23 protein-coding genes are annotated in these 25,272 nt (G+C 71.2%); 5 read left to right on the forward strand and 18 right to left on the reverse strand.

Going from position 1 to position 25,272, the window contains the following annotated elements:
* Positions 1-63 precede the first annotated feature (63 nt).
* Positions 64-951, forward strand: coding sequence for a LysR family transcriptional regulator (locus tag NYO99_RS19380; protein ID WP_268168938.1), 888 nt, complete (start codon positions 64-66; stop codon positions 949-951).
* On the opposite strand, the gene NYO99_RS19385 is transcribed toward NYO99_RS19380, so the two are convergent.
* From NYO99_RS19385 to NYO99_RS19395, 3 genes are read right to left on the reverse strand one after another with little or no spacing between them, the layout of a single operon-like run.
* Positions 948-2,336, reverse strand: coding sequence for a hypothetical protein (locus NYO99_RS19385; protein WP_268168939.1), 1,389 nt, complete (start codon positions 2,334-2,336; stop codon positions 948-950). The two genes, NYO99_RS19380 and NYO99_RS19385, sit on opposite strands and share 4 nt — an antisense overlap.
* A gap of 57 nt (positions 2,337-2,393) precedes the next feature.
* Positions 2,394-3,053 carry an alpha/beta hydrolase gene (locus NYO99_RS19390; RefSeq protein WP_268168940.1) on the reverse strand — a complete coding sequence of 220 codons (660 nt, stop codon included), beginning with the start codon at positions 3,051-3,053 and terminating at the stop codon, positions 2,394-2,396.
* The gene (locus tag NYO99_RS19395) at positions 3,046-3,504 is read right to left on the reverse strand and encodes a GNAT family N-acetyltransferase (RefSeq protein WP_268168941.1); all 459 of its coding nucleotides are present in this window, start codon (positions 3,502-3,504) and stop codon (positions 3,046-3,048) included. The genes NYO99_RS19390 and NYO99_RS19395 overlap by 8 nt, the downstream gene beginning before the upstream one ends.
* Before the next feature lie 52 nt (positions 3,505-3,556).
* Here NYO99_RS19395 and NYO99_RS19400 point away from each other — a divergent pair, with 52 nt between their 5' ends.
* A complete protein-coding gene (locus NYO99_RS19400) occupies positions 3,557-4,228 on the forward strand; it encodes a histidine phosphatase family protein (protein ID WP_268168942.1) in 672 nt (223 codons plus the stop codon).
* Here NYO99_RS19400 and NYO99_RS19405 read toward each other — a convergent pair whose 3' ends face one another.
* A complete protein-coding gene (locus NYO99_RS19405; RefSeq protein WP_268168943.1) occupies positions 4,229-4,861 on the reverse strand; it encodes a PEP-CTERM sorting domain-containing protein in 633 nt (210 codons plus the stop codon).
* Between the two features lie 151 nt (positions 4,862-5,012).
* Here NYO99_RS19405 and NYO99_RS19410 point away from each other — a divergent pair, with 151 nt between their 5' ends.
* The 3 genes from NYO99_RS19410 to NYO99_RS19420 all read left to right on the forward strand — a co-directional run bounded on the left by NYO99_RS19410 (position 5,013) and on the right by NYO99_RS19420 (position 8,572).
* Positions 5,013-6,248 (forward strand): class I SAM-dependent methyltransferase, encoded by a 1,236-nt coding sequence (locus NYO99_RS19410; protein WP_268168944.1) that lies wholly within the window; start codon positions 5,013-5,015, stop codon positions 6,246-6,248.
* 132 nt (positions 6,249-6,380) lie between these two features.
* Positions 6,381-7,976, forward strand: a complete 1,596-nt coding sequence (locus tag NYO99_RS19415) for a response regulator (protein ID WP_268168945.1) — start codon at positions 6,381-6,383, stop codon at positions 7,974-7,976.
* Positions 7,977-8,041: 65 nt separating this feature from the next.
* The gene (locus NYO99_RS19420; RefSeq protein WP_268168946.1) at positions 8,042-8,572 is read left to right on the forward strand and encodes a hypothetical protein; all 531 of its coding nucleotides are present in this window, start codon (positions 8,042-8,044) and stop codon (positions 8,570-8,572) included.
* Here the strand turns inward: NYO99_RS19420 and NYO99_RS19425 are convergent.
* The 14 genes from NYO99_RS19425 to puuE all read right to left on the reverse strand — a co-directional run bounded on the left by NYO99_RS19425 (position 8,541) and on the right by puuE (position 25,224).
* The gene (locus NYO99_RS19425; RefSeq protein WP_268168947.1) at positions 8,541-9,125 is read right to left on the reverse strand and encodes a DVUA0089 family protein; all 585 of its coding nucleotides are present in this window, start codon (positions 9,123-9,125) and stop codon (positions 8,541-8,543) included. The two genes, NYO99_RS19420 and NYO99_RS19425, sit on opposite strands and share 32 nt — an antisense overlap.
* A 16-nt stretch (positions 9,126-9,141) precedes the next feature.
* Positions 9,142-10,824 carry an alkaline phosphatase D family protein gene (locus NYO99_RS19430; RefSeq protein WP_268168948.1) on the reverse strand — a complete coding sequence of 561 codons (1,683 nt, stop codon included), beginning with the start codon at positions 10,822-10,824 and terminating at the stop codon, positions 9,142-9,144.
* A 418-nt stretch (positions 10,825-11,242) separates the two neighbouring features.
* Positions 11,243-12,556: a PepSY-associated TM helix domain-containing protein gene (locus NYO99_RS19435; RefSeq protein ID WP_268168949.1), complete on the reverse strand. Its 1,314-nt coding sequence runs from the start codon at positions 12,554-12,556 to the stop codon at positions 11,243-11,245.
* Positions 12,557-12,567: 11 nt separating this feature from the next.
* Positions 12,568-14,901 (reverse strand): TonB-dependent receptor, encoded by a 2,334-nt coding sequence (locus NYO99_RS19440; protein ID WP_268168950.1) that lies wholly within the window; start codon positions 14,899-14,901, stop codon positions 12,568-12,570.
* Positions 14,902-14,985: 84 nt separating this feature from the next.
* The gene (locus NYO99_RS19445) at positions 14,986-15,372 is read right to left on the reverse strand and encodes a DUF2946 family protein (protein ID WP_268168951.1); all 387 of its coding nucleotides are present in this window, start codon (positions 15,370-15,372) and stop codon (positions 14,986-14,988) included.
* 73 nt (positions 15,373-15,445) lie between these two features.
* Positions 15,446-16,426: a porin gene (locus NYO99_RS19450; RefSeq protein WP_268168952.1), complete on the reverse strand. Its 981-nt coding sequence runs from the start codon at positions 16,424-16,426 to the stop codon at positions 15,446-15,448.
* 23 nt (positions 16,427-16,449) lie between these two features.
* On the reverse strand, positions 16,450-17,199 hold the full coding sequence (locus tag NYO99_RS19455; RefSeq protein WP_268168953.1) for an ABC transporter permease: 750 nt from the start codon (positions 17,197-17,199) through the stop codon (positions 16,450-16,452).
* Complete coding sequence (locus tag NYO99_RS19460; protein ID WP_268168954.1) at positions 17,196-18,044, reverse strand: ABC transporter ATP-binding protein; 849 nt, start codon at positions 18,042-18,044, stop codon at positions 17,196-17,198. Before NYO99_RS19460 ends, NYO99_RS19455 begins: the two co-directional genes overlap by 4 nt.
* Positions 18,041-19,075 carry an ABC transporter substrate-binding protein gene (locus tag NYO99_RS19465; protein WP_268168955.1) on the reverse strand — a complete coding sequence of 345 codons (1,035 nt, stop codon included), beginning with the start codon at positions 19,073-19,075 and terminating at the stop codon, positions 18,041-18,043. The genes NYO99_RS19460 and NYO99_RS19465 overlap by 4 nt, the downstream gene beginning before the upstream one ends.
* A gap of 139 nt (positions 19,076-19,214) precedes the next feature.
* Positions 19,215-20,684 (reverse strand): HDOD domain-containing protein, encoded by a 1,470-nt coding sequence (locus NYO99_RS19470; RefSeq protein ID WP_268168956.1) that lies wholly within the window; start codon positions 20,682-20,684, stop codon positions 19,215-19,217.
* A gap of 105 nt (positions 20,685-20,789) precedes the next feature.
* Positions 20,790-22,040 carry a M20/M25/M40 family metallo-hydrolase gene (locus NYO99_RS19475; RefSeq protein ID WP_268168957.1) on the reverse strand — a complete coding sequence of 417 codons (1,251 nt, stop codon included), beginning with the start codon at positions 22,038-22,040 and terminating at the stop codon, positions 20,790-20,792.
* Positions 22,033-22,524 carry a hypothetical protein gene (locus tag NYO99_RS19480; protein WP_268168958.1) on the reverse strand — a complete coding sequence of 164 codons (492 nt, stop codon included), beginning with the start codon at positions 22,522-22,524 and terminating at the stop codon, positions 22,033-22,035. The genes NYO99_RS19475 and NYO99_RS19480 overlap by 8 nt, the downstream gene beginning before the upstream one ends.
* Complete coding sequence (gene uraD, locus NYO99_RS19485) at positions 22,514-24,271, reverse strand: 2-oxo-4-hydroxy-4-carboxy-5-ureidoimidazoline decarboxylase (protein ID WP_268168959.1); 1,758 nt, start codon at positions 24,269-24,271, stop codon at positions 22,514-22,516. Before uraD ends, NYO99_RS19480 begins: the two co-directional genes overlap by 11 nt.
* Complete coding sequence (gene puuE, locus NYO99_RS19490) at positions 24,268-25,224, reverse strand: allantoinase PuuE (protein WP_268168960.1); 957 nt, start codon at positions 25,222-25,224, stop codon at positions 24,268-24,270. Before puuE ends, uraD begins: the two co-directional genes overlap by 4 nt.
* Positions 25,225-25,272: the final 48 nt, after the last annotated feature.

Consider the following 25,272-nt stretch of genomic DNA (forward strand, 5'->3'; position numbering starts at 1 on the left):
GCGCCTTGCCAGCCGCCCGCCTCGGCGCGCCCTCGGGCCTGCCCAACTGCCGCTTCTAGGACCATGGACCGCCTGATCGCGATGCAGGTGTTCGTGGAGGTGGCCGAGCGTGGCAGCCTGACGCAGGCGGCCGACGCGCTGGACATGTCGCGCGCGATGGTGTCGCGCTACCTGGAGAGCGTGGAGCGCTGGCTGGGCGCGCGGCTGCTGCAGCGCACGACGCGGCGCGTCAGCCTCACCGAAGCCGGTGCCGGCGCGCTGCTGCGCTGCCGCCAGATGCTGGAGCTGGCCCGCGAGGCCGAGGCCGCCGCCGGCGAGCAGCAGCTGGCGCCGCGCGGCCGGCTGCGCGTGACGGCCAGCGCCTCGCTCGCGCAGGCGCGGCTGGCCGCGGCGGTGGCCGAGTTCCTGGCCCGGCACCCGGACTGCGAGGTGGAGCTCGTCGTGCTGGAGCGCGCCGTCAACCTCGTCGAGGAGCGCATCGACCTGGCCGTGCGCATCAGCAACCAGCTCGACCCGGGTCTGGTGGCGCGGCCGCTGGGGCGCTTCCACTCGGTGCTGTGCGCGACGCCCGGCTACCTGGCCGGCGCACCGCCGCTGCAGACGCCGGACGATCTGCGCCAGCACCGCTGCGTGACGCATGCCTACGTCAACCGCAACGACTACACGCTGCAGCAGGCCGGCCAGTGGCTGCGCGTGCCGGTGCGCGCGGTGCTGCAGAGCAATGACGCGGCCGTCATGCACCGCGCCGTGCTGGCCGGCGCGGGCCTGGCCATCCTGCCGGACTACCTCGTCGACGACGATCTGCGCGCGGGCCGGCTGGTGCGCCTGCTGCCGGGCTGCGAGCCGGAGTCGCACGCCATCCACGGCGTCTACCTGTCGCGGCAGTACCAGCCGTTGGCGCTGCGCCTGCTGCTGGACTTCCTGGCCGAGCGCTTCGGCGCGCTGGCCTAGAAGTTGACGGCCTTGGTCTTGAGCCCGCGCGCCACCAGCGTCGCGTTGATCAGCTGCGCCTGCTCGCGGCTCGTGAACGGCCAGACCGTAGCGCGCCAGCCCTCGGGCGTCTGGATGACGTCGGCCTGCAGCGCCTCGGGGTTGCTGTGCACGCCGGCCAGGCTCTCCTTCATCTTCTTCAGCAGCGCCTCGGCATCGGCCTTGCTGCCGGCCGGGCCCACCAGTGCCACCGGGGCGCTGCCGCTCTTCGGGGGCGTCTCGGCCAGGCGCGTCATCCGCGGGTCGGCGGGCTCGGCGCTGCGTGCGCTGTCGGTGGCTGCGCCGGCGGGTGCTGTGCGCGTGGGCGTGGCGGCCGGCCCGGTGGTGGCGCCAGCCGGGCCGGCCTCGGCCGGCTTGGTCGAGCGCAGTGGCGGCCGCTCGATGCCGTCGGTGCGTTCCACCAGCCGCGGGCGGATGTCGGGCATGCCGTCGATGGCGGCCGTGCCGTGGCGCGGCAGTTCGCTGGCGGGCACCGGGGTGTTGGGCGCGCGGGTGGGGGTGGGTTCGGCGCCCGAGGCCGGCTGGGAGGCCGCTTCGGCCATGTCGGCGGCCGCTGAAGCGGCGGCGCCAGGTTGGGCGGTAGACGCTGCGTCAGCCGGAGGCACGGCGGCCGATGCCGGCGCTGCAGGAGCCGATGCAGCCGCGTGCGCTGCCGAGGCCACTGCCGACGGCGGCGGCATGGCCGGGTCGGCATGCGGGTCGGCGGCGTGGCGTGGCCACAGCAGCCAGGCACCCACGCCCAGCAGCACCACGGCCGCGGCGGCGGCCGCCGCCACGCGCTTCAGGTCCCACAGGCGGCGGCCGATGATCTGCGACGGAATGCCCCGGCCGCTCAGCACGCGCGTGCGGGCCGTGCCCAGGTCGATGCCGGCGCTCATCAGGTAGAGCTCGAACGGCCAGCCGCCGCGTTGCGCGGCCAGCTTCTCGTCGATGACGATGACGCGCCAGGGCTTGGCATCCTGTGCGGCCGGCGCTTCCGTGTAGCCGTGCGCCAGCGCGAAGCGCTCGATGCGGCCCACGCTCAGCCCGGGCAGGAACTTCTCGTTGAACGCCCGCCACTGCGTGCGCGGCTGGCGGCCGCGCAGCTTGCCGAGCAGCTGGCCCGGCAGGGCCCGCAGGCGCTGCAGCCACACGGCAAAGCGCGACACCGGAGGCGAGCCATGCAACTCGTCAAACGCGCTGACGACGTCGGTCAGCACCGGCTCGACGACGCTGCCCGTCTGTGCCGTCGTGCGCACGAAGGGCAGCGCCACCACGCCGATGGTGTGCACATCGCCCGCGCGAATGCGGCGGGCGAGCGGGTGGCGGTTGTGCCAGTCAACGATCTGTTCGGCCAGGCGCTCCATGACTCATCGATCTTCCATCATGCGCTGCGCGGCAACGCCCCAAACAGCGCCGCCAACTCAGGCCAGTTGCGCCAGCAGCCAGGCGTTGATGTGCGCGATCTCCTCCGGGCACACCGAGTGCGGCATGGGGTAGTCGTGCCACTGCACCTCGTGGCCCAGCGCGCGCAGCGCGTCGCGGGCGGCGGCGCCGCGGGCATGCGCCACGATGGGGTCCTGCGTGCCGTGGGCCAGGAACAGCGGCAGGTCGGCGTTGGCGGCGTGGCGCTCGGCGGCTGTGGTCGGCGCCAGCGGCAGGTAGCCCGACATGCCCACCGCGCCACCGAGGCGCTCGGGGTAGCGCAGCGCCGTCATCAGCGTCATGGCGCAGCCCTGCGAGAAGCCCATCAGCACGATGCGCTCGGCCGGCATGCCGCGCGCGCGCTCGGCGTCGATCAGCGCGGCGATCTGGCGCTGCGATTCGCGCAGCCCGGCCTCGTCTTCCTGGCGCTGCAGGTCCACCACGCGGATGTCGTACCAGGCCCGCATCACATAGCCGTTGTTGATGGTGACCGGGCGTTGCGGCGCATGCGGGAACACGTAGCGCACCGGCCCGATGGCGGCCAGGTCCAGCTCGCCGCAGATGGGCACGAAGTCATAGCCGTCCGCGCCCAGGCCGTGCAGCACGATGATGGTCGTGCGCGGGTTGGGGCCGGTCTCGATGACGTGGGTGTCAAGCATGGAAGGTCCAGTCTTTCTTCAGCAGTTCAAACAATCGGTCGCCGTGCGCGTCCACGCCGTCGCCCACGGGGCGCCAGCCGGTGCGGCGGTAGAAGGCCTCGGCGCGTGAGCCGGGCTGGGTGCCCAGGTCCAGCCGCTCGTGGCCCTGCGCAAACAGCCAGTCCACCATCACGTCGTGCAGCATGCGGCCGTGGCCCTGGCCGTGCAGCGGCGGGTCCACGAACAAGGCCCAGATGTGGCCGCTGCGGGCGTCGCCGATGGCGAAGCCGGCAATCCGCAGGTCCGGGGCCGGCGCCAGCTCCACGACCCAGCCGCGGCCGTGCGTCTCCAGGTGGGCGTGCAGCTCGGCGTCCGAGATGCGCCCGGGCGTCAGCGTGTTCTCGGTGACGGCGTAGCGCACGCGCCAGAGCTCGGCGGTGTCGTCGCGGGTGGCTTGGCGCAGGCGTGACATGCCGTCATTGTCGCGACAGCCGGCGCCCGGCCGGCCCGTCATCATGGCGGCCATGGGAAGCCTCTACCTCGTTCGCCACGGCCAGGCCAGCTTCGGCGCCGCCGACTACGACCAGCTCAGCCCCATCGGCCACGAGCAATGCCGCCTGCTGGGCGCCTGGTGGCGTGAGCGCGGCCAGCGCTTCGATGCCGTCTTCACCGGCACGCTCAAGCGCCATGCGCAGTCGCTCGCCGGCCTCGTCGAGGGGCTGGGTGAGGACCTGCCGGCCGTCGCGCTGCCCGGCCTGAACGAGTACGACAGCGAGGCCATCGTGCGCGCCATCCACCCCGGCCCGCTGGCCAAGCCCACGGATGCCGAGACGGTGAAGCAGCACTTCCGGCTGCTGCGCACCGGCCTGCTGGCCTGGATGCGCGGCGAGGTGGCGCCAGCGGGCATGCCCACGCATGCCGAGTTCGCGGCCGGCGTGGCCGACGCGCTGGCCCGCGTGCTGGCCGGGGGCGCGGGCCGACAGGTGCTCATCGTCTCCAGCGGCGGGCCCATCTCCACGGCCGTGGGCCAGGTGCTGGCCTGCCCGGCGGAGTCAGTCGTGGAGCTCAACCTGCGGCTGCGCAACGCGGCCGTCACGGAGTTCGCGTTCAACCCCAAGCGGCATCACCTCGTCAGCTTCAACACGCTGCCGCAGCTGGGCCGCCCGGAGCAGGCGGCCCTGGTCACGCACGCCTGATCAGGCGCGGCGGCGGCTGGCCGCGCCCAGCACGGCCAGGCCGAGGCACAGCATGGCCACCGAGGACGGTTCCGGCACGCTGCTGACGACGCCCGACGTCGCCATCGGCTGCGACAGCAGGTCGCCGACGAGCGCGTAGCTGGCCGGGCGGTTGCCGTTGGCGCTCAGCGCCGTGAAGCCGACCTTCAGGTGCGGGGTGCCGTCGCTGGACAACTGGATGCCCGTGCCTTGCAGGTTGACGGTCAGCAGCATGTCGTTGCTGAGCGGCAGGTCCTGCGGGGCGTCGATGCAGAAGCCCGCCGCGCCGTTGGCCTTGCTCCTGCCGCAGCCCTGGCCGGTCAACTCGCCCGTGGTGAACGACCACGCCGTGCTGGCGCCCGTGTTCAGCGACACCTGCACGCTGGACAGCGTGGCGAAGCTGCCGAGATCCTTCAGTGCGAGAAAGCCCAGGTGTGTCGCCGGGCCCCAGTTGCCCGTGGCCGCCGGTGCGTTCTGGATGCGCAGCGTGAAGCTGTCGGCGTCCAGCGCGTCGTACGAGAACGTCACGCCCTGGGACGAGACCACCGAAGTGGCCTGCGAAGCGCTGGCGGCAAGCAGCAGGGTGGCGGCAGCGATCTGAAGGGGCTTGAGCATGACAGTGACCAGGAGTTCTTCAAGTTAGGGAGGGTAGTTTCCCTTGGGCGGCGGCGGCGCGCATCTCCGCAAAGCGGGGGGTGCGAGGGCGCTGCCTGTGCGAAAGGGCGCATCTGAGGGGCTCGCGCGGCGCGGCGGGGACAATCACCGGATGTTCACGCGCCTGATCACGCCGCCGCCTGCTGCCACTGCCGCAGCCCACGAGCGCTTTCTCCACCAGATCCGACTCGCGCTGGCCAGCGGCCAGTTCGGCAAGCTGCTGCTGTCCGGCCCGGTGGCGGCGGACGAGGAGGATGCCGACGTCGAGCGCCTGACCGTGCGCGCCATCGAGCTGCGCGGCGAGCCGGCGCTGAGCTTTCTGTGGCGGCACCGCACCAAGGACGTCACCAAGAACCACGCGCCCGAGACCGGCCTGGCCGAGATCGCCGCGCTGCTGGGCGCGCGCTTTCGCAACGCCCACCTGCACACGGCGAGCGAGGAGGTGCAGTTCGCCGTCAGCCGCAAGGGCCGCGAGACCCTGCGCGTGACTCGCCTGGACAGCGCCGAGGACGCGCCCGCGCCGGCCGCGCACGACAAGGCCAAGCAGCGCCCGCTGGAGATGGCGCATCCCGTCTGGCGCGCGCTGGGGCTGACCCACCTCGTCAAGGGCGAGCCGGCGCTGGTGCCGGCGATGGCGCGCAAGTGGAAGCAGATCAACCGCTTCGTCGAGATCCTGTCCGCCGCGGTGGACGAGGCCCAGCTGCAGGGCCCGGTGCGCGTGGCGGACTTCGGCTCCGGCAAGGGCTACCTCACGTTTGCCGTGCACGACTGGCTGCAGGCGCAGGGCCTGCAGCCGCGCGTGACCGGCATCGAGCTGCGCGACGACATGGTGCGCCTGTGCAACGCCGTGATCGACGGCGAGCAGCTCAGCGGCATCCGCTTCGACCAGGGCGATGTGCGCACCCAGCCGGTGCAGCCGCTGGACGTGATGATCGCGCTGCACGCCTGCGACATCGCCACCGACCACGCGCTGCACGTGGGCCTGCAAAGCGGCGCCCGCGTCATCATGAGCTCGCCCTGCTGCCACAAGGAGATCCGCCCGCAGATGCAGCTGCCGGCGGCGCTCAAGCCCATGCTGCAGCACGGCATTCACCTGGGTCAGGAGGCCGAGATGGTGACCGACAGCCTGCGCGCGCTGCTGCTGGAGAGCCAGGGCTACCGCACCCAGGTCTTCGAGTTCATCGCGCTGGAGCACACCAGCAAGAACAAGATGATCCTGGCCGTGAAGGCGCAAGGTGCCGCCGCCCAGGCCCTGGCCGCGCGCCGGCCCGAGCTGCTGGCGCAGATTGCCGAGATCAAGCGCTTCTACGGGCTGCGCGAGCAGCGGCTGGAGCAGCTGCTGGCGTGAGCCTGCCGCTGGCCGCCGCCCCCGTGACGCAGAAACCCCTGCACGTGATCGTCGTTACTGCCAGACTGCGGTGACCGACGAGGTTCCGGAGCCCAGGTGAACCCCGCTTTCTCACTGTCTGGCAGCGTGCCCATGGACAGGCTGCTCGTGCTCATCATCGATGAGGTCGAGCTGGCCCGCTCCGTGCTGGGCAGCATGCTGCGCGACCTGGGCGTGCGCCACCAGCACCTGCACATGGCGCGCCGCCCGGAAGAGGCGCGCCGCATGATCAAGAGCGCACCCCAGCCCTACGACCTGATCCTCAGCGACATGACGTTCCGCCAGGAAGGGCCCAACGACATGACCGGCCAGGACCTGCTGGACGAGCTGCGCCAGTCCAAGGGCCTGCCCATGCAGACGGCCTTCATCATGGTGACCGGCGAGGCCCGCTACCAGCATGTGGCCGAGGCGGTGGAGGGCGCGCTGGACGACTACCTGCTCAAGCCCATCGCGACGCGGCAGTTCGAGGAGCGGCTGCAGGTGGTGCTGGCGCGCAAGCAGGCCTTCCGGCCGGTCTTCCAGGCCATCGAGGAGTCGGACTACGCCAAGGCGGCCGAGTTGTGCGAGGCCATGTTCCGCGACAGCGAGGTCTACAAGGTCTATGCCGCGCGCATCGGCTCCGAGCTCTACCTGCGTCTGGGCCAGCTGGATGCAGCGCGGCGCATGCTGGAGGCCGTGCTGGCCTTCAAGGCCGTGCCCTGGGCGCGGCTGGGTCTCGCGCGTCTGGACCTGCGCGACGCCGACACCGCCAAGGCCTGCCGCGCGCTGGAGACCCTGCTGACCGAGAACCCGGCCTATGCCGATGCGTACGACGTCTACGGCCACGCGCTGCTGGAGGAGATGAAGGTCGAGGCCGCCGCCGAGGTCTTTGCCAAGGCGGTGCAGATCACGCCGGGCAATGTGTCGCGCCTGCAGAAGCTGGGTTCGCTGCAGCTCTACCTCGGCCACAGCGTCGAGGCGGCCCGGCACCTCGGCGCGGCGCTGACCATCGGCGCGCAGGCCCGCGTGCTGGACTTTCAAGGTGTTGTCGCACTGGCCATCGCCAGCCTGGACCTGGGTGACGTTGACGCCTGCGAGCGCGCCTACCGGCACCTGGAGGCCGCGCTGGGCCGTCATCCCGACAGTTATCGCGTGCGCCTGCTGACGCAGACCAGCGAGGTGGCGCTGCAGCTGTCGTTGCGGCGCGCCGAGGCGGCGCTGAGCGGCCTGCGCCAACTGGCCGCGCAGATCGAGCAGCCCGAGTTCAGCTACGAGATGGCCAGCAGCCTGCTGATGCTGCTGGTGCGCTGCGCGGGGCAGCAGCCCATCCCGGAGGCCATGACCTGGGCTATGCAGCTGGCGCGGCGCTTCTGCGTGTCGCGGGCACGCACCCACCTGCTGGAACTGGCCGCCGCGCCGATGCCGGCGGTCGAGGCGCTGGTGCGCGACGCGGCCCAGGCCATCAACACGCAGGCGAACGAGGCGATGTCGCACCTCGTGCGCAAGCAGCACCAGCGCACGCTGGAGGCGCTGGCCGAACTGGCCAGCAGCAGCCTGAACGCACGCATCATCCACCTGGCCCGTGCGACGTTGAACCACCATGGCCAGCGCCTGTCGCCCGAGGCGCTGCTGCGGCTGCGCCAGGCCATCGACCCGCTGCACGAGCGCTACACCGACGCCGGCCGGCGGCTGGTGGAGCGCAAGGACTGACCGCGCGCCGCGAGCAGGCGCCGGCTATGCTGCGCGCCCGTTCACGCCTGCTCCAGGTTCAGCCCATGCGCACCACTTTGCTCCTGATGTCCCTGTCGGCCGTGCTGGCCCTGGCCGGCTGCGCGGCGTCGCACCAGCAGCAGATGGCGTCGGCCGCCACCACGCCGCTGTCCGACCTGAACCTCGTCAATGCGCCCATCCCCGACACGCTGGTGCAGGCGCAGCAGGCGCCTTACCGCATGCCGGCCGATGCGAGCTGCCCGGCATTGGCCGCCGACATCCGCGCGCTGGACGCGGTGCTGGGCGCCGACCTGGACACGCCCGCCACCGATGCCAACCCCAGCTTGGTGGAGCGCGGCGGTGACGCCGTGACGGGCGCGGCGAAGCGCGCGGTGGAAGGGGCCATCCCCTTCCGTGGCTGGGTGCGCAAGCTCAGCGGCGCGGAGCGCTACTCGCGCCAGGTGGCCGCCGCCATCGCGGCGGGCACGGTGCGGCGGGCCTTCCTGAAGGGCATCGCCCAGGCGCGGGCCTGTGAGGCCGTGCCGGCCGCGCCGGCAGCGGCGCTCAGCGCTGCGTCTGGCGCAGCCGCACGCTGAAGGCAATGCCGGCCAGGCCGGCCAGCAGCAGCGCAACGCGGCCGGGCTCCGGCACGACGGCGGCCTGTTCCACGCCGCTGAGGTTCAGGCGCCAGAAGCCTCCCTTTTGATCGTTGGCGTTGAGGTCGTAGCTGGGCTGGTTCCAGTCGGCCAGCGCGATGGGCGCGTCGGTGTCGTAGCTGAAGCCCTGCGACAGCGTGCTGCCCAGCGCGTTGTTGGACGCGGCATTCAGCACCAGCCGGTAGGTGCCGGCGGTGCCGGCCGTGAACTGCAGGCCGGCGTCGTAGTAGCCGGCGCCGGCGTTGATGAGGTTGCCGCCATCGTCGTCCGCGCTCACGATGGCGCCGCCCCAGGCCAGGAACAGCTGCGGGTCGAAGTTCAGGCCAGCCTGCCAGGAGTCGGTCCACAGGCTGACCGTGCTGCCGGCGGCGACCTGGAAGTCGATGACGATCTTGTCGTTGTGATGGACGGCCTGGCCGGAGAGGCTGAGGTCGGCGGCCTGGGCGCCCAGCGCCGAAATGGCCAGGGCGAGGGCGAGAGCGGCTTTGTGCATGTTGCTTCCTTCGTGGTCAGGGGGCGAGCAGCGGCGGGTTGGCGCGCGAGGGCGTCTGCGCCGACGGGCGCAGGCGGTTCTCGCCGTGGCGCACCTCGAAGGCGGTGGCAAAGGCCTCGATGTTGCTGGGGCTGGCCACGGTGTCCACGTACCACCACTCGGCGACGGTGCGGTCGCGGTTGACGTCCACCAGCATGTAGCCGCGGCGTGTCAGCTGCACGTACTTGAAGTGCGGGTTGTAGAAGCGGATGGCGCCCGCCACCTGGCCGGTCGTGTCGGTGTCCACGCCGGGCGAGGTGACGGACGTGCCGACGAACTCCACCGCCAGCGAGCCCGCGCCGGTGGCCTTGTCGTACTGCGCCGGGTGGTAGGGGTTGGGGTGCAGGTCGGCGGCCCAGCTGCTGTGGATGTCGCCGGTGAGCACGACGACGTTGTTGACCTGCGGGCGGGTGGCATCGCCGCGCAGCGCGTCGTAGAGGCGGTTGCGGGCCGGCTCGTAGCCGTCCCACTGGTCGCCGTTGATGAAGTAGAGGCCGGGGTCGGTGGCCTGGTCGCGGCCCGGCGCCTTGAGCTGCGCGAACATGACGCCCTGGCCCAGCAGCTTCCAGCGGGCCGGCGTGCTGCGCAGGCGGTCGATGAGCCAGGCCTCCTGCGTGGCGCCCAGCAGCGTGCGGCTGGCGTCGCCGTAGCCGGGGTCGGTGGTGGCAAAGCCCGGGCCGAAGGCCGTGATGTGCGTGGCCGTGGTCAGCTGCTGCGAGCGCTCGCTGAGGCGCTCCTCCAGCATCAGCAGTTCGGCCAGGTCGCCGTAGGCAAAGCCGCGGTGGTTGTCGCGCAGCTTGGCGCCGTTGGCCGGCCGCACCGGCATCCACTCGTAATAGGCCTGCAGGCCGGCGGCCAGGCGGGTTTCCCAGTCGCCCTCGGTGCCGGGCTGGTGGTTCTGGGCGCCGCCCTTCCAGGTGTCGTTGGTGATCTCGTGGTCGTCCCAGATGGCGATCATCGGGTGCTGGCGGTGCATGGCCTGCGAGTCAGCGTCGCGCTTGTATTGCGCGTGGCGCAGGCGGTAGTCGGCCAGCGTGACCATCTCGTGCGCCGGCTCGGGCGTGCGCACGTTGCCGTACTGGTTGGCACCGTACTCGTAGAGGTAGTCGCCCAGGTGCAGTACCAGGTCTAGGTCAGCACGCGCGGCGATGCGGGCGTAGGCGTTGAAGTAGCCGTAGGCGTGGTTGGAGCAGCTCACCACGGCCATGCGCAGGCTGTCCACGCCGGTGACGGGCAGCGTCTTCGTGCGGCCCACGGGGCTGACGGCACCCTCGGCGCTGAACTGGTAGTAGTAGGTCGTTGCGGGCTTGAGGCCGGCGGGGTCGACCTTGACGGTGTAGTCGCGGCCCGGGTTGGTCTTGGTGCTGCCGCGCAGCACGACCTGCGTCAGCGCCGGGTCGGTGGCGATGACGTAGCTGACCGTGATCGCCGGCTTGGGGGCGGCAGGCGTGACGCGGGTCCACAGGATGACGCGGTCCGCCAGCGGGTCGCCGCTGGCCACGCCGTGCTGGAACACCGTGTGGGCGGTCACGGCCTGCGCGCCCAGCGGCAGCAGGGCGGGCGCGGCGACAAGCGCCACGGTGCCGGCGCCGGAGCGCTTGAAGAAGTCGCGGCGGCTGTTGGCCTCGCGGGCGGGGGGGACTTGTTTCGGGCGGCCCATGGCGTGCTCCTGCTGGGAAGCGGCCACTATCGCCAGGGTCTCTGACGGGGCTGAGACAAGGCCGGCATGAGCCGGACTACGCCGAGTGGCATGCGGCGGCCGTGTGGCGCGCAAGAAGAAGCCCCGCCGGCGCAAGCCGTCGGGGCGAGGGGCGCTTCACACCGCCCTGGACACCCGCCTGGCGGCGGGCGTGGGGCTGCGGCGTGGATCACAGCGCAGGCGGCCAGTCTGGCGAGGCCCCGGTGGGGGCGACGCAATGCGGGCCTGGAGGGTCGCGGACGGCTCGCGGTGCCGTCTCGCCAGGGGCCGCAGCGTTGCCGGGGGCCGTGCACTGGTGACGGGATGGATCATCGGCGCAGCCGCGCGTGAACAAACCCACGATCAGCCGGGGCGGGCCCGGCTTTTTTCCACGGCAGCCTCAGCCGGCGGCGCGGGCGACGGGCCATAGCCGTGCCAGGGCCTCCAGCGCCAGCATCACCAGCAGGCTCCAGCCGAACACCGGCATGGCGTAGGCCAGGCCGGCCATCACAGGCCACAGCCACAACGGCGCCTGCTTGAGGTGGCGATTGGGCAGGGACGGCGCGCCGACCTTGCCGCGTGGGCGGCGCTGCCACCACATCACCAGGCCCGACACCACCGAGAACACGGCCGCCAGCGCGGCCAGCGCCAGCAGCGCCTGGTTCCACAGGCCGAACTCGCCGCGGTGGAAGGGGATGCCCACCGCCGTGGCGCGGGCCAGTGCCGGCAGCCGCTCCCAGCCGCTGGCGAACAGCGTGGCGCCGCTGCGCGCGTCCAGCGCCAGGCTGAAGCGACCGGTCGGCTGCGTGCGGTCGAAGTTCTCGACACGCCACACGCCGTTGGCCCCGGCCGGTGGCGTGATCTGCATCGCGATGTCGGGCGCCTGGGCGCGGCTGCGTTCCAGCACGGCCTGCCAGCTCAGCTGCGGTGCATCGCCGGGTGCAGAGCGCAGCGACTTGGGTGCCTTGGGTGCGTCCTGGCCCAGCGCGGTCTGCATGGCGCGGAAGCGCTTGCCGCTGTGCTCGGCCCAGGTCAGGCCGGTGACGAGCACGACGGCCAGCACCAGGCCCAGCGCGATGGCGACGATGGCATGCAGGTCACGCCAGGTGGCCCGGCCGCGGCCCCAGCGCGGCACGAGGGCGCGCCAGCCGTCGCCGCCACGGGCTTGCGGCTGGGGCCACCACATCACCAGGCCGGTGGCAAACAGCACCAGCATCCAGCTCGCGCCCAGCTCGATCAGCCAGCGCCAGCCGTCGCCCTGTAGCGCGTTCGAGTGCAGCTTCTTGGCCCAGGTCTTGAAGCGTTCCATCTCCTGCAGCTGGCCCAGCACCTGGCCGGTGTAGGGGTTCACGTAGACGATGCTGCCTGACGGCAGGCCGTGGTCGTGTTCGCCCGCGCCGTGATGGGCGTGCGGCGCGCGCAGCCAGACCTGCGTGCTGTCGTCCGCCGCATGCGCCGGCACGACGTAGCGAAGCGCCGCGTCGGGCGCGGCCCCGAGGGCCGCAGCCACCTGGGCGTCCAGAGGCAGGCGCTGTGAACCCACCGTGACGCGGTCCACATCGGCATGCCGCCAGGCCTCGATTTGCGGCGTGAAGACGTAGAGCAGGCCGGTCAGCGCGGCGAACAGGATGATGGGCGCGCTGATCAGGCCGGCCCAGAAGTGCACGCGCCAGAACAGCCGGTTCAGCGCGGATGACGAGGCGTTGTTGCTCATGCGGCCCTCCTTCAGCGCTTGAAGCGCAGTTCGGCGAACAGCGTGCGGCCCGGGTAGGGGTGGCTCTGGTAGGCGTGCTGGTCGCTCAGGTTGTTGATGCCCAGCGCCAGCTCCAGCTGCGGCGTGAACTTGTAGGCGCCGCGCAGGTCCAGCTGGTTGAGCTTGGAGACACCGCCGTAGACGTTGGGGTTCACGTCGAGGTTGTAGGTGTCGTTATAGGCGCGGCCCTGGTGGCGCCAGCCGGCGGCAAACAGCCAGCGCGTGTCGGGCCGGTAGCTGGCCTGCAGTGCGGCGCGGGTGCGCGGCACGCGCAGCCACCACTTGCCCACCATGGCCGGGTCACGGGCGTTGGCGGTCACCTCGCTGCGCAGCGTGTAGGTCGCGCTGGCTTCCAGGGCCAGGCCCTTCAGGCCCAGGTCCTGCGCCTGCCAGGCCAGCTCGATGCCCTGCGTCTGCACGCGGTCCACGTTCTGCACGCAGGTGTAGCTGCTGGCGCCGGTGGCGGTGGTCTTGCAGACCGCGGCGTCCGTGGTGGACTGGCGCAGGATGGCGTCGCGCACGTCGTCCCAGTACAGCGACACACGCAGCCGCTGGCGATCGCCCTCGAACTCGGCGCTGAGGTCGACGGCGTCGGCGGTCTCAGCCTTCAGTGTGGGGTCCGACAGTGTCTGGCTGGTGGCCGTGACGGTGCCGTTGTAGAGCTCCTCCACGTTGGGGAAGCGCACGCCGCGGCCGGCGCTGGCTTTGAGCGTGAGGCTGTCCGACGCGGCCCAGGCCAGTGCCGCCTTGGGCGAGTGGCCGCGCAGGCTGCGGCCGGGGTAGTCCACGGTGACGCCACCGCCCAGCTGGCGGCCGCTGTGGGTCTGGAAGCGCTCCTCGCGCCAGCCCAGCGTGAGCATCCAGTCGTCGCTGAAGCGCCAGGCATCCTGCAGGTAGAGCGCGGTGATCTCGGTCTTGCCGCCGTAGAACTGGCTGGCCGTGCCGTTGCCGCCGCGCCAGTCGGCGAGGCTGGCCACGCGGTTCTCCAGCCGGTAGCCGTTGCGGTGCAGGCCCAGGGCCAGCGCATGGCGGCCGTGGCCCCAGTCGCCAGCCGTGGGCGTGTAGCTGGCCTGCACTTCGGCGGTGTTCCAGCCGGTGCCGTCGCGCCGGGTGAGGCTGCCGGCACCGCCGGCTGCGGCGACGGGGTCGGGGGTGTTGGCCTGGCGGGCGTTGTCGGTCAGCAGCCGGTAGTCGGACACCACCAGCGAGCCGTTCCAGCCCGGGCCGCGCCGGGTCTTGAGCGTGGCGCCGAGCTGCTGGTGGGTCTCCTGCCGTGTGGACGGTGCGAAGGCGCTGGCAGGGATGCTGAAGCGGTTCGTGCCGTCGGTGACGACGCCGGACCAGACCGTGGTGCCGGCCGCATCGCGCAGCCAGCTCTGGTTGCGCGTTTCGGTGTCGTTGTGCCACCAGGACGCCATCACGCTGGCCTCCAGCGTGGGCGTGAGCATGAGGCCGCCGCGCAGGTTGAGCGTGTCCTGCACGGTGTGGTCGATGGCGCCGCCATTGGCGCCGAACACGGCGCGTTTCAGGCCCTTGGGATCGGTGTCGTAGACGATGCCGGTCACGGTGGTGGCCGCGCCGGTCACGGCCGGGAAGCTGCCCGCCGCGTTGGCCACCACGGTCTGCCACTGCATAGGCTGGCCGGTGGCGTCCTGATGGTTGAGGTCGGCACTGAACCAGGCGCCGCCGTCCAGCCGGTTCGCCACATGCAGCGAGAACTGGCCGCTGTCGAAGCGCTCGGCCTGGCCGTACTGCTTGAAGTGCTGGCTGCTGGCGACCAGCCGGCCGGACAGTTCGAAGCCCTGCGGCACGCGTTGGCTCACGGCCACCGTGGTGCCGATGGAGTTGCCCGGGAACAGCGCCGAGTATGGGCCGTACAGCACGTCCACGCGGGCGATGGCTTCGGGCGAGATCATGTTCCAGCGCGGCGCGTCGAAGCGGCCGAGGAAATTGCTGATCAGGTAGCCGTCCAGGTAGACCAGCGCGCGCGAGGGCTGCAGCGTGCCGAAGCTGCGGCCGGCCAGCAGCGCATTGCGGTCGCCGAGATAGCGCTTGCGCACCACGGTGCCGGGCACGTAGTTCAGCGCGTCCTCGGGGTTGAAGAGGTTCTGCTCGCGCAGCTGGTCGGCGGTCTTGCTGGCGGTGCTGCCGGGCACGGCGGCGGGCAGGCCGTTGCGGGTGGCGCTGCCAGTCACGGTGACCGGGGCGAGCTGGGCGTCGGTGGCCACGCCCTGGGCGTGGGCGAGCGGCGTGAGGGCCGGGGCGAGGCAGGCGATCGCCAGCCCCGCGAGGGACATCTGGGTCATGGAATGAACAGTGATCGGAGTCGGCCCCGGCCGGGCGGCCAGGGCTGGCCCGGCGCCGTCAGGCGGCCGGGAAGGGCAGGGGACTCAGATCGAGGCGGGTGGCGCGCGCGCGCTGGCCGGGCGCCAGGCGTGGGCCGTGACCGGGGCGGTCCAGAAGCGGGCGGGGGCTTGGGCCACCAAGCCCAGCGGTGCCTGCACCGCCGGCAGGGCCGGGGGCGGGGCGAGGTCGGTGGCGCTCAGCTGGCAGGCCGCGCAGTGGCCGTTGGCCAGCAGGTCCAGCGCCTTCTCGATGGGCCGGGGCTCGGCCACGCGGCCCACGCTGGGCGCGCGGCAGACGTCCTGCCAGGCCGAGAAGTCGCCCCGTGCATGGGCCAGTGCCGCGCTGATGCCCGGCGCCAGCAGCCCGAGCACGAACACGGCCAGCAGCCACCAGGATTGGCGGTGCGCGTGGGCGTGGTTGAAGGCGGGCATGGCGGCCGGGATTCTAGGCATGGCCCGGCGGCCCCGGCCGCTCAGGCCCTTGCGCGTTGGCGGCGGGCGCGGGTCAGAACCGGTGCCGCATGCCCACCGACACGCTGCGGCCGGCGCTCTGGCCGCTGAGCTTGTCGTTCATGGCCATGGCGTAGAGGTCGGTGCGCTTGGACAGGAAGTAGTCGTAGCCCACCGTCCAGGTCTGGCGCGCGGCGCCGGTGCTGGGGCTGATCTTGCCGAACTGCGCCAGCAGCTTGCCTGCGCCCAGGGGCACGCTGGCGCCGGCTTCGTAGATCTTGTAGTCGATGCGACGCGTGAGGTTCTCGGCGCTCGCGTACTGGCCAAAGAGCTTGACGGCGCCGAAGTCGTAGGAGCCGCTGGCCATCGTCACCTCGGTGTCGTCTACCGGCGTGGCGCCGCCGTCCTTTTGCACCTTCTGGTAGACCAGCGAGCCGGCCAGCGGCCCGGCGGCGTAGGTGCCGCTGAGCGCCACGTTGCGGCCGCCCTGGCCCTCGCCCGCCGCGACGAAGGCGCTGCCGGTGAAGCCGCTGAAGTTGGGCGTGGTGTAGAGCACCGAGTCGCTCCAGCCCGAGTCGCCGGTGACGGTGTTGCTGGTGAAGATGTGGCGGATGCTGGGCGAGTAGCCGAAGGAGTCGCCGAAGGGGTTGAAGCTCAGCGTGGCGACGAACAGCGTGGTGGTGTTGCGGCCGATGCGCAGCGTGCCCCATTCCTTGCTGCTCAAGCCCACGTTGGCGGCGCGCGCCCAGTAGTTGTCGGTGGCAGAGCGGCCGCTGGCGCCGATGTCGGCGCGCAGAAAGCCCTCCAGGTTGAAGGTGGCCGAGAGGCCTCCGCCCAGGTCTTCCACGCCGCGGAAGCCGTAGTAGCTGGTGGTCATCTTGCCGCTGTCCACGCTCTTCACGGAGGCGGTCGCGCCGGGCGCCTTGCTGATGCCGGCGCTGACGTCGATGAGGCCATAGGCCGTGATGCTGCTCTGCGCCAGCGCGGGCAGGCTCAGCAGCGTGATCAGGCCGGCGGCCAGGGTTTTCTGGTTCATGCGTCTCTCCTCGGGTTGTGAAATCACGCGGCGCGGTGGGCCCAGCCGGTCAGGCGGCGCTCCAGCACGGCAAACAGCTCGTACATGGCCATGGCCATGGCGCCCACCACCAGCAGGCCGGCGAAGGCCAGGCCCATCTGCATGGACGAGCCGGCCGAGATCAGCAGGTAGCCGATGCCCTCGTTGGCGGCCGTCATCTCGGACACCGTCGTGCCGACGAAGGCCAGCGTGATGGCCACCTTCAGCGCAGCAAAGAAGTAAGGCATGGAGCGGGGCAGGCCCACCTTCCACAGCACGTCGGTGCGGCGGGCGCCCAGCACGCGCAGCACATCCTCCAGCTCGGGCTCCAGCGTGGCCAGGCCCGTGGCGATGTTGACCATGATGGGGAAGAAGCTGATCAGGAAGGCCGTCAGCACCGCCGGCCCCACGCCGATGCCGAACCACACGACGAGGATGGGCACGAAAGCTGCCTTGGGCAGCGCGTTGAAGGCCGTCATCAGCGGGTACATGGCGGCGTAGGCCAGGCGCGAGCTGCCCATCAGGCAACCCAGCAGCACGCCCACGACGATGGACAGCGCGAAGCCCGCCATCGTGACCCACCAGGTGCGCCACGCGTGGGCGAGGATGGCGTCGTGGTGCTCCCAGAACTGCTGCGCGATGCGCGCCGGGCTGGGGAACAGGAACTCGGACACGTCGAACAGGCCGCAGACGCTCTGCCAGACGGCCAGCAGCAGGGCCAGCAGCACCCAGTGGGCATGGCGTTGCAATGTCATTGGGCGATCTCCGCGCCGGCCTTCTTCAGCGCGCCGATGTAGCCGCGCAGCTCGTGGACGATCTCGCCGAACTCGGGCGTGTAGGTCACCTCCAGCGGGCGGGGGTGCGGCAGCGGCACTTCGCGCCGCAGCACGATGCGCCCCGGGCTCTTGCTCATCACGTAGATGGTGTCGGCCAGGAAGACCGACTCGCGCAGGTCGTGCGTGACGAGGATGACGTTGAAGCCCTGCTCGGCCTGCAGGTCGCGCAACATGCACCACAGCTCCTCGCGGGTGAAGGCGTCCAGCGCGCCGAAGGGCTCGTCCAGCAGCAGCAGCTGGGGTTCGTGGATGAGTGCGCGGCAGATGCTGGCGCGCTGCTGCATGCCGCCGGACAGCTGCCAAGGGAACTTGTCTTCATAACCAGCCAGCCCCACGCGGGCCAGCAGCGCGCGGGCGCGGCCCTCGAACTCGGCGCGCCGGGTGCGCAGCTGCGAGCGGTAGGGCTCCACGATCTCCAGCGGCAGCATCACGTTGGCCAGCGTGCTGCGCCAGGGCAGCAGCGAGGCCGACTGGAAGGCCATGCCGCTGATCTTCAGCGGGCCGTGCACGGTCTTGCCGTCCACGCGGATTTCGCCGCGCGACGGCGGCTTCAGCCCCGTGGCCAGCTTCATGAAGGTTGACTTGCCGCAGCCCGACGGCCCGACGATGGCGATGAACTCGCCGCGCGCGACCTTCAGGTTGATCGCCTCGACGGCGAACTGCCCCTTGGCCAGCAGCTCGTCGTTGTAGGCGAGCCAGACGTCGCGGAAGTCAACGAACGGCACCTCAGCCGCAGGCCCGTCGCTTGGCCCAGCGGTCGTCATTTCTTGGCTGCCGGCAGGATGTTCAGCTCGGCCGCGCTGGGCAGGAAGCCGCCGTTCCACACGGCCGTGGCGTCCACGCGCGTCTTGGTGGCGTAGGTGTCGGACACCTGGCTGGCCATCAGCGACAGCCGCGCCGCGTTGAGCTGGCCGAAGCCGTCGGCCCGCGCGTCGGGGCTGGCGATGACGTCGGCGATGGCCATGCGCAGGCGGCGCTTCTCCAGGTCGGCATTGATGAGGCCGTCGCGCTCCTTGACGAAGGCGATCGCGTCATCGGGCTGGGCCAGCACCTCCTTGGCGCCCTTGGTGAAGGCGCGCAGGAAGGCCTTCAGTGCCTCAGGCCGCTCCTTGATGAACTTGGGGCTCGCGATGATGACGTTGCCGTACAGCTTCACGCCATGCTCGGCGTAGGGGAAGACCTGCACGTCGGCCGTCTTCACGCCGCGCGCCTCCAGGTTGAGCAGCGAGGTGAAGGAGAAGCCGGTGATGGCGTCCACGTCGCCGCGCATCAGCATGGTCTCGCGCAGCGGCGGGTCCATGCTGATCCAGCTGACGGCGCCGAGCTTGTTGGCCTTGGCCAGGATGGGAAAGCCGCGCCGGCCGGCGTCGAACACCGGGGCGCCGAGCTTCTTGCCGGTCAGGTCGGCCAGCGTCTTGATGCCGCTCTTCTTCAGCGTCAGCACCGCGGCCGGCGTGTTGTTGTAGACCACCATCACCGCCACCGGCTTGGACGGCGCGTCGGGGTTGTTGGCGTGGAACTCCATCAGCGCGGCCATGTCGGCGAAGCCGATGTCGTAGGCGCCTGAGGCCACGCGCGTGACCGCGCCGCCCGAACCGTTGCCGGCGTCCACCGTCACGTCCAGCTTCTCGGCCTTGAAGTAGCCCTTGGCCACGGGCAGCAGGAAGAGCGCGGACGGGCCCTCGAAGCGCCAGTCGAGCTGGAACTTGACGGGGGTGGTCTGCGCCTGGGCGGCGCTGAAGCTCAGGCAGGTGGCAGCGAGCGCGGCCAGCGCGCGACGGCGGGTGAAGGGCATGCGGTCTCCATCAGCGGTGGGGCGCGGGCGCGCCCTCCGTCGGGGAGATTTGCAAGCTCCATGCCACGCGCTGCAGGCCGTCCGCAGCGCCCGGGGGCACCGCTTTGGCCCCCGGCCGCACCGGGCCGGCGCAGCCGCGTCAGCGCAGCGCGGCCAACGTCTGGTTGCGCACCAGGCGCAGCAGCCGCATCAGCTCGTCGTTGACGGCCAGCGGCGGCGCCGTCGCGCGGTCCAGGTAGATCAGGCCCAGCGTGCGGCCCTGCAGCCGCATGGGCAGCAGCAGCAGGCTCTGCGGCTGGCCCGCGCAGCCGAAGCCGGGCGGCAGGTGGGCGCTGACCTGCGAGCGGCGTGCATCGCTGATGAGCAGGTCGGCCCCCTGCTGGCAGGTGCGTGCGAACAAATCCGTGCCGTTGACGGCGTCCACCGTCCAGCCCCGGCCGCCACCGGCGAGCGGCGTGCCCAGCACATGGGCCACGTGCAGCAACCCGTCGTCGCGGCGAAGCAGCAGCACGGCCCGCTGCGGCCCCAGTGCCTCGAACAGGCTGCCCAGCGCCTGGCGGGGCAGGCGTTGCGCGGCATCCGGCTGCAGCAGCAGCTCCGACATCTGCGCCGCCTCCACCGACAGCCGTTGCACCGCCTGCAGGCTGGGCTCATCGACAGGTGCGGCGGCGGTGACGTCAGCCTGCTGCCAGGCGCGCAGCTGGGCCAGCGGCAGGCCCACGGACTCGGCGATGCGCTCCAGGTCGCGGCGCGTGGCGGCCAGGGCTGCCCGGGCCTGGGCCGGGCTGAACGGGCTGGCCGACAGCCGTGGCGTGGTGAGGGCGCCGAGCTGGGCGTCCCATCCGTCGGGGTCCTGGTAGAGCAGCAGGTCGGCCAGATCGTTGGCCGTCCAGCTGACCCAGAGCCGGTTCGGGCCGGCGTCGGCGCCACCGGGCGGTTCTTCCAGCCCGGCCGCCTCCACCAGCGCCGGCGGCCAGCCCCAGTGGCGCGCCACATGCTGGCCCAGCGACGCGTACGACGCGCCCAGCCGGCGGCGCGATTCGGCGTACTCCCGTTGCGCCAGGCCCGGCGCCACGCGCGGCACGCTGCGGCGGATGGCCAGCGCGTCGTCGGGGCAGTGCGAGGCCACCAGCATGCGGCCCAGGTTGCGGAACATCGCGCAGGTGCCCAGCTCGTCGGCGACCGGCCCGGGGCCGCTGAGCTCGCGCGCCAGCCGCGAGGCCAGCAGCGCACGCAGGAAGTCCTCGCGCAGCAGCAGTGCGGCGGGGCTGTCGGGCAGCTGGTCCAGCAGCTTCAGGCTCAGGCAGACGCGCTGCGCGGCGTCAAAGCCCATCACGGCCACGGCCCGCTGCAGGGACGTGATCTCGCCGCCGCCGGCCGGGCGGAAGTACACGGCGTTGATCAGTCGCAGGAACTTGCCGGTCAGCGCTACATCGTCCTGCACCAGCGCGGCCACCTGGCGCAGGTGGGCCTTGTCGCTGGCCAGCGTGCCCTGCAGGCGGCGCTGGGCGTCGGCGGCGGCCACGAAATCGGGCGCCACCGCCAGCCGCGCCAGCAGGCGCTCCAGCGCGGGGCCGGCCGGCAGGGCGGGGGAGGGAGCAGCGTCCACGGTGTTCATCGTGCAGGTCATCCAGGCTGGGCGACCCGCACGGTAAACGATAAAAGTGAACCTTAAACGCTTAAATTGATAGGTTTGCGTCCTGCGTGACGCAGATCACGCGGCGGCCGGGGCGGCCAGCAGTTCGGCCAGCGCGCGCGCCACCACCTGCGTGGCGCGCTGCAGGTCAACGAGGTCCAGGTGCTCGTCGGCGCGCTTGGCGTTGCTCTCTAGCACGGTGCGCGGCCCGGCGCCGTAGATGGCAGCCGGTATGCCGTGGGCGGTGTAGAGGCGCACGTCGGTGTACAGCGGCGTGCCCGAGGTCGGGATGGGCTCGCCGAACACGGCCTCGCCGTGGCGCTGCAGCGCAGCTACCAGCGGCGCAGCGCCGGGCAGCGGCGTCATCGGGTGGGCCAGCAGCAGGCGCTTGATGTCGAGCTTGATGCCGGGCGATTGCGCGACCGTGCGCTCGATCAGTGCGCGCACCTCGGCTTCCACCTCGGCTGGCTTCTCCTCGGGGATCATGCGGCGGTCCAGCTTCAGCGTGACCTTGCCGGGCACGACGTTGGTGTTGCTGCCGCCCTCGATGCGGCCGACGTTCAGGTAGGGGTGCGTGATGCCGGCCACGGCAGACACCCGCGTCTTCAGCACGTCGTTGTGCGCGTACAGCGCGGTCAGCAGCTGGGTCGCGGCCTGCAGCGCGTCCACGCCGGTGTGCGGGTAGGCCGCATGCGAGGCCAGGCCGTGCAGCGTGACCTCCATTTGCAGGCAGCCGTTGTGGGCCGTGACCACCTGGTAGCTGAAGCCGGCGGCGATCAGGTAATCAGGCTTCGTCAGGCCTTGCTGCAGCAACCAGCCCGGGCCCAGCTCGCCGCCGAACTCCTCGTCGTAGGTGAAGTGCAGCTCGACGGCGCCCTTGAGCGGCAGGCCGGAGTGCTTCAGCGCCAGCAGTGCGAACGTGTAGGTCGCGAAGTCGCTCTTGCTGACGGCCGACGCGCGGCCGTAGAGCTTGCCGTCTACGATCTCAGCGCCATAAGGGTCATGCGTCCAGCCTTCGCCGGGCGGCACCACGTCGCCGTGGGCGTTGAGCGCAATCGTCGGGCCGTCGTCAGAGAAACGGTGCCGCACGATGAGGTTGGTGATGGACTGCATGCCGGCCGTTTCGACCTCGGCGGTCGGCACGACATGCTGCTCAACCTCGAAGCCGAGCGCGGTCAGCAGCTCGGCCGTGCGCTCGGCGTGCGGCGCGTTGTTGCCGGGCGGGGTGTCGGTGGGGATGCGGACGAGTTGCTGGAGGAACTGCACTTCGTCGTCGAAGTGTTCGTTGATCCAGGCGGCGGGCGTTTGCATATTGGCGGATTCAGTCATGACACCAGTCCCACTCGATGGCTTGGAGCAGGCCTTTGTCGACAATGAAAGTGAAGTGGTCTTCGCAGATCTCCGAGACCCCGCGATAGACGAGGCGATGGGCATCCTGCGTATCGGGCTTGCCGAACTGGCGTGTCAGGGCATTAACGGGAGTGGCGCCCAGCGTCAGCCCCAGCTCGTTGAGATCGCCGCGCGTCAACTTGAGCCTGCTGGCAGTCAGCGTCTGGTTCTGGGAGCTGCCGATCACGGACAGCTCGCCGGACGCCAGTTTCACAGCCCTGGGCTTGCCGTCTTTTGATGGGGGTGTTGGTGGCACGCTCCAAAGCTGCCCGCTGGCATAGCCGCGTCCGAAGTAGTGCAGCATCAGCTTGGCTTCGTGCTGGATCTGGTCAGGTGAGGTTTGTGCGGCTGCTGGCAGGAGGGCAGCGGCAGCCAGGCCTGCGACGACGAAGCGCTGCGAGAGATTCATGGTTTCAGTGGGCATGCGGAATCTGAAGGAGCAGCGACCTGAAGGTCTCGACCGCCAGCTCCGCATCATCCACCGTCACCGATTCCAGCGGGTTGTGGCTGATGCCGCCATTGCCGCCGCGCACGAACAGCATGGCCTGCGGCAGCAGCTCGTGCAGCTTCATCGCGTCGTGGCCGGCGCCGGAGGGCAGGCGGTGGATGGGCAGGCCCAAGGCTGCGACGGCGGCTTCCCAGCGCGACTGCCAGGCCGGGTCGCTGGGCGCCGCGTTGGCGGCCAGTGTGGGCTGCAGCGCGTAGCTCAGGCCGCGGCGCTGGCAGATCTCGGTCAGCTTGGCGCGCACGTCGGCGTCCAGCGCGTCGCGGGCTTCGTCGGTCGTCGCGCGCAGGTCCAGGCTGAAGCGGCAGCGGCCGGGGATGACGTTGGTGGAGCCGGAGGGCACCTCCAGCATGCCCACCGTGCCGACGACATCGGGCACGGCAGCCGCGCGCTGCTCGACGAACAGGATGAGCTCGGCCACGCCGGCCGCGGCGTCACGGCGCTGGCCCATGGGCGTGGTGCCGGCGTGGCTGGCCAGGCCGACGATCTCGCCGGTATAGCGCCGGCTGCCGTTGATGCTGGTGACGATGCCCAGCGGCAGGTCCAGGCTGTCCAGCACCGGGCCCTGCTCGATGTGCACCTCGACAAAGCCCAGGTAGCGCGACGCGTCGCGCTTGCATGCCGCGATCGCGTCCACCGTGCCCGGCAGGCCGGCCGCCTGCATCGCCTCACGCAGCGTGGTGCCCGCGGCGTCGATGGTGTCCAGCCAGGCGGGGTCGAAGTGGCCGACCAGGCTGCTGGCCGACAGGAAGTCGGCCGGGAAGCGCTGGCACTCCTCCTCCGAGAAGCCCACCACTTCCAGCCCGAACGGCAGGCGCTGGCCGGCACGGTACAGCTCGCGCACGGCGAGCATGGGCACGAAGATGCCCAGCCGCCCGTCAAAGCGGCCGGCGCGCCGCACGGTGTCGTAATGGCTGCCGGTCAGCAGGCGCTGGTCTCCGGTGCCCTGGTAGATGCCGACCACGTTGCCCACCGCATCACGGCGGACCTCGTCGAAGCCGCAGTCGCGCATCCACGTCATCAACTGTTCAGCCACAGCCGTGTGGGCGGGCGTCGCGTAGGTGCACGTCAGGAAGTCGTCGGTGTCGCTGTGCGTGGCCAGCGCGGCGGCCCAGTCCCACAGCTGCTGGCCGCGCTCGGGCGTCACGCCGAACTTGTCGTTGAGGCGGATCTCGGCGATGCGGTGGATCTGCCGCAGGCATTCGGCCCGCTCCACGTCCGGGTGGGCGCGCAGCCGGCGTTCGAAGGTCGCAATGATCTCAGCGCGCGTGAAGCCGGTGCCGCGCGGCCCGCGCACGGCCAGGATGAAAGGGAAGCCGAAGCGGGCGTTGTAGTCCGCGTTGAGCTGCTGCAGCTTGGCGAACTCCTCGGGCGTGCAGGCGGTCAGGCCGGCCTTTTGCTGCTCGTTGGTCGACTCCGCCGTCAGCTCGCCCGCCACGGCGGCCTTGCCGGCCAGCTCGGGGTGGGCGCGGATCAGGCCCAGTTGTTCGTCGATGCTGGCCTCGCGCACGACGCGGGCTAGCGCGACCTTCAGCGCCGCCAGTGAGGCAAACGGCCGGGCCGCCGCGGCGCGCTCGGCGATCCATGGCGAGTGTTCATAGGTGCCGTCCAGCAGCGTGACGAAGTCGGTGGCGCTGGCGGTGTTGAGGTCGTCGAGGGTCATCATTCCCACAGGAAAGCGGTCTTGGGGTCGAAGGGGTGCGTGGCCTGCCAATGCCGCGCGATGTCCAGCCGGCGGCAGACCCACACGCGGTCATGTGCCTCGATGTGGTCGAGGAAACGCTGCAGCGCGCGCATGCGGCCCGGGCGGCCCAGCAGCCGGCAGTGCATGCCGATGCTCATCATCTTCGGGCTCTCGGCGCCTTCCGCGTAGAGCACGTCGAAGCTGTCCTTCAGGTATTCGAAGAAGGGCTCGCCGTGGCTGAAGCCCTGCGGCAGCGCGAAGCGCATGTCGTTGCAGTCCAGCGTGTAGGGCACGACGAGGTGCGGCGCCAGGTCGCCATTGGTCTTTCGTACCTGCAGCCAGAAGGGCAGGTCGTCGCCGTAGTAGTCGCTGTCGTAGGCAAAGCCGCCGAAGTCGGCGACGAGGCGGCGCGTGTTGGGGCTGTCGCGGCCGGTGTACCAGCCCAGGCCGTGCGGGTCTCGGCCCAGCGTCAGGCGCTTCAGCGACGCCATCGCTTGCGCCATGTGGGCGCGCTCGGTGTCCTCGTCCATGCCCTGGTAGTGGATCCAGCGCCAGCCGTGCGAGGCGATCTCGTGGTCCAGCTCGATGAAGGCCTGCGTCACGTCCAGGTGGCGCTCCAGGGCCATGCCCACGCCGAACACGGTCAGCGGCAGGGCGCGCTTCTCGAACTCCTTCAGCAGCCGCCACACGCCGACGCGCGAGCCGTACTCGTAGATGCCTTCCATGCTCAGGTGCCGCGCCGGGTAGCTGGCCGGGTTGAACATCTCCGACAGGAACTGCTCGCTGCCGGCGTCGCCATGCAGCACGGAGTTCTCGCCGCCCTCTTCGTAGTTCAGCACGAACTGCACGGCCACGCGGGCCTGGCCCGGCCATTGCGCGTGCGGTGGGTTCTCGCCGTAGCCGACGAGGTCGCGGGGATAACGGGCAGTGCTCATCCCTACACTTTGCATCAAGCCACCTCAGGCAAAAGACAACGGAGCGCC

The organism is Roseateles hydrophilus (genome assembly GCF_026712245.1).
Classification (GTDB): Bacteria; Pseudomonadota; Gammaproteobacteria; order Burkholderiales; family Burkholderiaceae_C; genus Pelomonas; species Pelomonas hydrophilus.

Bases quoted from the DNA above. Each gene is read 5' to 3' on its own strand.
- NYO99_RS19380 (WP_268168938.1), top strand. From the start codon at position 64: ATGGACCGCCTGATCGCGATGCAGGTGTTCGTGGAGGTGGCCGAGCGT.
- NYO99_RS19430 (WP_268168948.1), bottom strand. From the start codon at position 10,824: ATGGGCCGCCCGAAACAAGTCCCCCCCGCCCGCGAGGCCAACAGCCGC.
- NYO99_RS19450 (WP_268168952.1), bottom strand. From the start codon at position 16,426: ATGAACCAGAAAACCCTGGCCGCCGGCCTGATCACGCTGCTGAGCCTG.
- NYO99_RS19445 (WP_268168951.1), bottom strand. From the start codon at position 15,372: ATGCCCGCCTTCAACCACGCCCACGCGCACCGCCAATCCTGGTGGCTG.
- NYO99_RS19425 (WP_268168947.1), bottom strand. From the start codon at position 9,125: ATGCACAAAGCCGCTCTCGCCCTCGCCCTGGCCATTTCGGCGCTGGGC.
- NYO99_RS19390 (WP_268168940.1), bottom strand. From the start codon at position 3,053: ATGCTTGACACCCACGTCATCGAGACCGGCCCCAACCCGCGCACGACC.
- NYO99_RS19475 (WP_268168957.1), bottom strand. From the start codon at position 22,040: ATGACTGAATCCGCCAATATGCAAACGCCCGCCGCCTGGATCAACGAA.
- NYO99_RS19455 (WP_268168953.1), bottom strand. From the start codon at position 17,199: ATGACATTGCAACGCCATGCCCACTGGGTGCTGCTGGCCCTGCTGCTG.
- NYO99_RS19405 (WP_268168943.1), bottom strand. From the start codon at position 4,861: ATGCTCAAGCCCCTTCAGATCGCTGCCGCCACCCTGCTGCTTGCCGCC.
- NYO99_RS19400 (WP_268168942.1), top strand. From the start codon at position 3,557: ATGGGAAGCCTCTACCTCGTTCGCCACGGCCAGGCCAGCTTCGGCGCC.
- uraD (WP_268168959.1), bottom strand. From the start codon at position 24,271: ATGATGACCCTCGACGACCTCAACACCGCCAGCGCCACCGACTTCGTC.
- NYO99_RS19480 (WP_268168958.1), bottom strand. From the start codon at position 22,524: ATGCCCACTGAAACCATGAATCTCTCGCAGCGCTTCGTCGTCGCAGGC.
- NYO99_RS19395 (WP_268168941.1), bottom strand. From the start codon at position 3,504: ATGTCACGCCTGCGCCAAGCCACCCGCGACGACACCGCCGAGCTCTGG.
- NYO99_RS19460 (WP_268168954.1), bottom strand. From the start codon at position 18,044: ATGACGACCGCTGGGCCAAGCGACGGGCCTGCGGCTGAGGTGCCGTTC.
- NYO99_RS19435 (WP_268168949.1), bottom strand. From the start codon at position 12,556: ATGAGCAACAACGCCTCGTCATCCGCGCTGAACCGGCTGTTCTGGCGC.
- NYO99_RS19440 (WP_268168950.1), bottom strand. From the start codon at position 14,901: ATGACCCAGATGTCCCTCGCGGGGCTGGCGATCGCCTGCCTCGCCCCG.
- NYO99_RS19415 (WP_268168945.1), top strand. From the start codon at position 6,381: ATGGACAGGCTGCTCGTGCTCATCATCGATGAGGTCGAGCTGGCCCGC.
- puuE (WP_268168960.1), bottom strand. From the start codon at position 25,224: ATGAGCACTGCCCGTTATCCCCGCGACCTCGTCGGCTACGGCGAGAAC.
- NYO99_RS19385 (WP_268168939.1), bottom strand. From the start codon at position 2,336: ATGGAGCGCCTGGCCGAACAGATCGTTGACTGGCACAACCGCCACCCG.
- NYO99_RS19410 (WP_268168944.1), top strand. From the start codon at position 5,013: ATGTTCACGCGCCTGATCACGCCGCCGCCTGCTGCCACTGCCGCAGCC.
- NYO99_RS19465 (WP_268168955.1), bottom strand. From the start codon at position 19,075: ATGCCCTTCACCCGCCGTCGCGCGCTGGCCGCGCTCGCTGCCACCTGC.
- NYO99_RS19420 (WP_268168946.1), top strand. From the start codon at position 8,042: ATGCGCACCACTTTGCTCCTGATGTCCCTGTCGGCCGTGCTGGCCCTG.